This is a genomic window from Salmonella sp. K21076, assembly GCF_039650795.1.
Classification (GTDB): Bacteria; Pseudomonadota; Gammaproteobacteria; order Enterobacterales; family Enterobacteriaceae; genus Salmonella; species Salmonella enterica.
On record NZ_JBCLYA010000015.1, the window covers coordinates 25,612 to 31,878 of the forward strand.

4 protein-coding genes are annotated in these 6,267 nt (G+C 55.8%); 2 read left to right on the plus strand and 2 right to left on the minus strand.

Annotated features, from left to right (window positions below):
- Positions 1 to 205 precede the first annotated feature (205 nt).
- Together zraS and zraR are read left to right on the plus strand one after the other, a co-directional pair.
- Complete coding sequence (gene zraS / locus AAYN39_RS06875) at positions 206 to 1,603, plus strand: two-component system sensor histidine kinase ZraS (protein WP_001772857.1); 1,398 nt, start codon at positions 206 to 208, stop codon at positions 1,601 to 1,603.
- 5 nt (positions 1,604 to 1,608) lie between these two features.
- Entirely contained in the window at positions 1,609 to 2,934 is a 1,326-nt protein-coding gene (gene zraR / locus AAYN39_RS06880; RefSeq protein WP_000617932.1) for a sigma-54-dependent response regulator transcription factor ZraR, read from the plus strand.
- Here zraR and purD read toward each other — a convergent pair.
- On the minus strand, positions 2,931 to 4,220 hold the full coding sequence (gene purD, locus AAYN39_RS06885; protein ID WP_000866776.1) for a phosphoribosylamine--glycine ligase: 1,290 nt from the start codon (positions 4,218 to 4,220) through the stop codon (positions 2,931 to 2,933). The genes zraR and purD overlap by 4 nt on opposite strands.
- 15 nt (positions 4,221 to 4,235) lie before the next feature.
- Positions 4,236 to 5,825 (minus strand): bifunctional phosphoribosylaminoimidazolecarboxamide formyltransferase/IMP cyclohydrolase, encoded by a 1,590-nt coding sequence (purH, locus tag AAYN39_RS06890; protein ID WP_001187501.1) that lies wholly within the window; start codon positions 5,823 to 5,825, stop codon positions 4,236 to 4,238.
- Positions 5,826 to 6,267: the final 442 nt, after the last annotated feature.

The window sequence follows — 6,267 nt, forward strand, 5'->3', positions numbered from 1 at the left end:
GCCAGGTAACTATTCCTTGTCGGGCAGCGAGTTAACCCGCTTCAGGCGGCAAAAAGCGAGTAAAAATGACTCGCATGACCCGCCTGGCGAGTCATTTTTACCCATCCGTATCCGAAAGGGTGTGCGACAACGCGCGGTTATGCGGAGCGAAGAATGGCATGATCTCTGCTTAAGTAAGGAAAATAAAAACGAGCCGGGGAAGCCTGTGAGTTTTATACGATTACATAAAGATGCCGCTGCAATGTGGTTGAGTCGGCTGTTACCTGCGGCGATCTTCATTCTGGTGGGGCTATTTTCCATTATGGTCATTCGCGACTATGGCCGTGAGAGCGCTGCCGCCAGGCAGACGCTGCTGGAAAAGGGAAATGTACTCATTCGCGCTCTGGAGTCCGGCACGCGAGTAGGTATGGGAATGCGGATGCATCACGCGCAGCAGCAGACATTGCTGGAAGAGATGGCGGGTCAGCCAGGCGTGTTGTGGTTCGCTGTAACGGATGCACAGGGGGTAATCATCACTCATAGCAACCCTGGCATGGTGGGCAAGTCGCTCTATTCCCCATCTGAAATGCATCAACTAAACCCCGGGCCGCAGGAGTGTTGGCGGCGTGTCGACGTTGCTGCTAACGGCGAGACGGTGCCTGCGCTGGAAATTTACCGTCAGTTCCAGCCGCTTTTCGGTATGAGAGGTCACGGTATGAGGGGGCACGGCATGGCGCGTAGCGCCAATGACGACGAACCAGCGAAACAAACTATTTTTATTGCCTTTGACGCCAGCGAGCTGGCCGCGACTCAGGCAAGGGAGTGGCGTAATACGCTGATTGTTTTGTCTGCGTTAGCGGCGGTGCTGTTGGCAACGTTACTGGCGTTTTTTTGGTATCAGCGTTATCAGCGCTCGCACAGAGAACTGCTTGATGCAATGAAGCGTAAAGAAAAGTTGGTGGCGATGGGGCATCTGGCGGCGGGCGTCGCGCACGAAATTCGTAACCCGCTCTCGTCCATCAAAGGGCTGGCGAAATACTTTGCCGAGCGCACGCCTGCCGGCGGCGAGTCGCATGAACTGGCGCAGGTGATGGCCAAAGAGGCCGACCGTTTGAACCGGGTGGTAAGCGAATTGCTCGAACTGGTAAAGCCCGCGCATCTGACGCTCCAGGCGGTTAACCTCAATGATATTATTACTCACTCCCTGAATCTGGTCAGTCAGGATGCCCAAAGCAGAGAGATTCAGTTGAGATTCACGGCGAATGAGACGCTTAAGCGTATTCAGGCTGACCCGGACAGGCTGACTCAGGTGCTGTTGAATTTGTACCTGAACGCTATTCATGCGATTGGCCGCCAGGGAACGATTACCGTAGAGGCAAAAGAAAGTGGGACCGACCGCGTTATCATCACTGTTACCGATAGCGGGAAAGGGATTGCCCCGGATCAGCTGGAGGCGATTTTTACACCTTATTTTACGACCAAAGCTGACGGGACAGGCCTGGGGCTGGCGGTGGTGCAAAATATCATCGAACAGCATGGCGGCGCGATTAAGGTGAAAAGTATTGAGGGTAAAGGCGCGGTCTTTACTATCTGGTTGCCAGTGATAGCGAGACAACAGGATTAACAAGGGTGATACGCGGAAAAATCGATATTCTGGTTGTGGATGATGATGTAAGCCACTGCACGATTTTACAGGCGCTGCTTCGGGGCTGGGGCTATAACGTCGCTCTGGCCTACAGTGGGCATGATGCGTTGGCTCAGGTGCGTGAGAAAGTCTTTGATCTGGTACTGTGCGATGTGCGTATGGCGGAGATGGACGGTATCGCCACGCTGAAGGAGATTAAAGCGCTCAACCCCGCCATTCCGATTTTGATTATGACGGCATTCTCCAGCGTGGAAACGGCGGTAGAGGCGTTGAAAGCCGGCGCGCTCGACTATTTAATTAAACCGCTGGATTTTGACCGTCTGCAGGAGACGCTGGAAAAGGCGTTGGCGCATACGCGGGAAACGGGCGCTGAATTGCCATCGGCGTCGGCTGCGCAATTTGGCATGATTGGCAGCAGCCCGGCGATGCAACATTTATTGAATGAAATCGCGATGGTCGCACCATCAGACGCCACGGTATTGATTCACGGAGACTCCGGCACGGGTAAAGAGCTGGTGGCGCGGGCGCTGCACGCCTGTAGCGCCAGGAGCGATAAACCGCTGGTCACGCTCAACTGCGCGGCGCTTAATGAATCGCTGCTGGAGTCTGAGCTGTTCGGACACGAAAAAGGCGCGTTTACCGGCGCGGATAAACGTCGGGAGGGACGCTTTGTCGAAGCTGACGGCGGGACATTGTTTCTTGATGAAATCGGCGATATCTCGCCGTTAATGCAGGTACGTTTGCTGCGGGCGATTCAGGAGCGCGAAGTGCAACGCGTGGGAAGTAACCAGACGATATCTGTGGATGTTTGGTTAATTGCCGCTACCCACCGCGACCTGGCGGAAGAGGTGAGTGCCGGTCGCTTTCGCCAGGATCTCTATTACCGCCTGAATGTGGTGGCGATTGAAATGCCTTCTTTGCGCCAGCGTCGGGAAGATATTCCGCTACTGGCAGACCATTTTCTGCGGCGTTTTGCCGAACGTAACCGAAAAGCGGTGAAGGGGTTTACGCCGCAGGCGATGGATCTGCTGATCCACTACGACTGGCCGGGTAATATCCGTGAGCTGGAAAACGCTATCGAACGAGCGGTGGTGTTGCTGACGGGAGAATACATTTCTGAACGCGAATTGCCTCTCGCTATTGCCGCGACGCCGATAAAAGCGGAAAACAGCGCCGAAATCCAACCGTTGGTCGATGTGGAGAAAGAGGTGATTCTGGCGGCGCTGGAAAAAACGGGCGGCAACAAAACGGAAGCCGCCCGTCAATTGGGCATTACGCGCAAAACGCTGCTGGCTAAACTCAGCCGTTAGTTTTGCTCACGCTCAATGGCGCGCCAGCCAATGTCGTTACGGCTGAAGCTGCCGTCCCAGCGGATGTCGGTCATCAGGGCGTAAGCGCGTTTCTGCGCTTCGGCCACGGTGTGGCCCAGCGCGGTGGCGCACAGTACGCGACCGCCGCTGGTCAACACGCGGTCGTCATCGGCGAGTTTGGTGCCCGCGTGGAAAACCTTACCGTCAGCCACTTCTTCCAGCGGCAGACCGTGGATCTCGTCGCCGGTGCTGTAGCTGCCCGGATAACCGCCCGCGGCGATCACCACGCCTAATGAAGCGCGTTCGTCCCACTCGGAGGTTTTCTCATCCAGCTTGCCGTCACAGGCGGCCAGGCAAAGATCCACCAGATCCGATTTCATGCGCAGCATGATCGGCTGGGTTTCCGGATCGCCGAAGCGGCAGTTGAACTCGATAACTTTCGGGTTGCCCTGCTTGTCGATCATCAGACCCGCATACAGGAAGCCGGTGTACGTGTTACCTTCTGCTGCCATGCCTTTCACGGTTGGCCAGATGATGCGTTCCATGGTGCGCTGGTGCACTTCATCAGTCACCACCGGCGCCGGGGAGTAAGCACCCATGCCGCCAGTATTCGGGCCGGTATCGCCGTTGCCTACGCGTTTGTGATCCTGGCTGGTGGCCATCGGCAGCACGTGCTCGCCGTCGACCATCACGATAAAGCTCGCTTCTTCGCCGTCGAGGAACTCTTCAATCACGATACGGTGGCCCGCGTCGCCAAAGGCGTTGCCTGCCAGCATGTCATGAACGGCGGCTTCGGCTTCTTCCAGCGTCATCGCCACGATGACGCCTTTGCCCGCAGCCAGACCATCGGCCTTGATGACGATCGGCGCGCCCTTCTCACGCAGATAAGCCAAGGCAGGCTCAATCTCGGTGAAATTCTGGTATTCCGCCGTCGGAATCTGATGACGGGCGAGGAAATCTTTGGTGAACGCTTTGGAGCCTTCCAGTTGCGCGGCTCCTTCGGTTGGGCCAAAGATCTTCAGACCCGCCGCGCGGAACGCATCGACCACGCCGATCACCAGCGGCGCTTCCGGACCGACGATGGTCAGATCAATCTTCTCGTTCTGGGCAAAGCTCAGCAGCGCCGGAATATCGGTGACGCCGATAGCCACGTTCTGCAACGCGGGCTCCAGCGCGGTACCGGCGTTACCCGGTGCGACAAAAACGGTATCAACCAGCGGCGACTGTGCGGCTTTCCAGGCCAGCGCATGTTCGCGCCCGCCGTTACCAATGACTAAAACTTTCATCGTCTGCTCCCTGAATTAATGGCGGAAGTGGCGCATGTCGGTGAAGATCATCGCAATGCCGTGTTCGTCGGCGGCGGCAATGACTTCATCATCACGGATAGAACCGCCAGGCTGGATAACGCAGCTCACGCCGACAGCGGCAGCGGCATCAATGCCATCACGGAACGGGAAGAACGCGTCGGAAGCCATAGCAGAGCCTTTCACTTCCAGACCTTCGTCAGCCGCTTTAATGCCAGCGATTTTCGCGGAGTACACGCGGCTCATCTGGCCTGCGCCTATGCCGATAGTCATGTTCTCTTTGGCATACACAATGGCGTTGGATTTCACGAACTTGGCTACCTTCCAGCAGAACAGCGCATCGCGCAGTTCCTGCTCGGTCGGCTGGCGTTTGGACACCACGCGCAGTTCAGCTTCGCTCACCATACCCAGATCCCTGTCCTGAACCAGCAGACCGCCGTTAACGCGTTTGAAATCCAGGCCCGGAACGCGGCTTGCCCATTGGCCGCAGGTCAGAACACGGACGTTCTGCTTGGCTGAGGTGATTTTCAGCGCTTCTTCGCTTGCGGATGGGGCGATGAGCACTTCCACGAACTGACGGGAGATGATGGCCTGCGCGGTTTCGGCATCCAGCTCGCGGTTGAAGGCGATAATGCCGCCGAACGCGGAGGTCGGGTCTGTTTTATACGCACGGTCATAAGCATCGAGAATCGAGGTACTTACCGCCACGCCGCACGGGTTGGCGTGCTTGACGATCACGCAGGCTGGCTCGTTGAACTCTTTCACGCATTCCAGCGCCGCATCGGTATCGGCGATATTGTTATAAGAGAGCGCTTTGCCCTGAATCTGCTGTGCGGTGGCAACGGATGCTTCTTTCACATTCTCTTCTATATAGAAGGCAGCCTGCTGGTGGCTGTTCTCGCCGTAGCGCATATCCTGCTTCTTAATGAAGTTCAGGTTCAGCGTACGCGGGAAGCGACCGGCGGCTTCTTTGCTTTCACCGTGGTAGGCCGGAACCATGCTGCCGAAGTAGTTGGCGATCATGCTGTCGTAGGCGGCGGTGTGTTCGAAGGCTTTAATCGCGAGATCGAAACGGGTGTCGAGGGTCAGAGAACCTTCGTTAGCATCCATCTCTTTAATAATGGCGTCGTAGTCGCTGCTCTTCACCACGATGGCGACGTCTTTATGGTTCTTAGCAGCAGAGCGCACCATGGTCGGGCCGCCGATATCAATGTTCTCTACTGCATCTGCCAGCGAGCAGCCTTCGCGTGCCACGGTTTCGGCGAACGGATATAGGTTAACGACAACCATATCGATAGGGGCGATGTGGTGCTGTTCCATAATGGCATCGTCCTGACCGCGACGACCGAGGATGCCACCGTGTACTTTTGGATGCAGGGTCTTTACGCGTCCATCCATCATTTCCGGGAAACCGGTGTAATCGGAAACTTCGGTCACCGGCAGGCCTTTTTCTGCTAACAGGCGGGCGGTGCCCCCCGTAGACAGCAGCTCCACACCGCGTGCGGAAAGTGCCTGGGCGAATTCGATGATACCGGCCTTGTCAGAAACACTGAGCAAAGCGCGGCGGACTGGACGACGTTGTTGCATGGTAAATCCCCTGGATTTGACGATTATAGAGAGCGTTAGCTGAATTTTTCGTGAAAAACTCAGCTAACGCTCCTTATGGGGCATTCTCATTTTGCGGCGACATTGTAACGAAAACGTTTGCGCAACGCTCGCGAATTTTTCTCTTTAAATTCTGGCCCCGCTTTTATCCCTGAAAGATCGTTTGCAGAGTGAGAAGATCGAGGAAATGAACGCGCATTTTGTGGATAAGTCTGTGCGTAAATGGGTATAACCAAGGGTTTTGCTGGGGAATGCAGCAAACAGTCATTTTTCTGCAATTTTTCTATTGCGGTCAGCAGATAACTCCCTATAATGCGCCTCCATCGACACGGCGGATGTGAATCACTTCACACAAACAGCCGGTCGGTTGAAGAGAAAAATCCTGAAATTCAGGGTTGACTCTGAAAGAGGAAAGCGTAATATA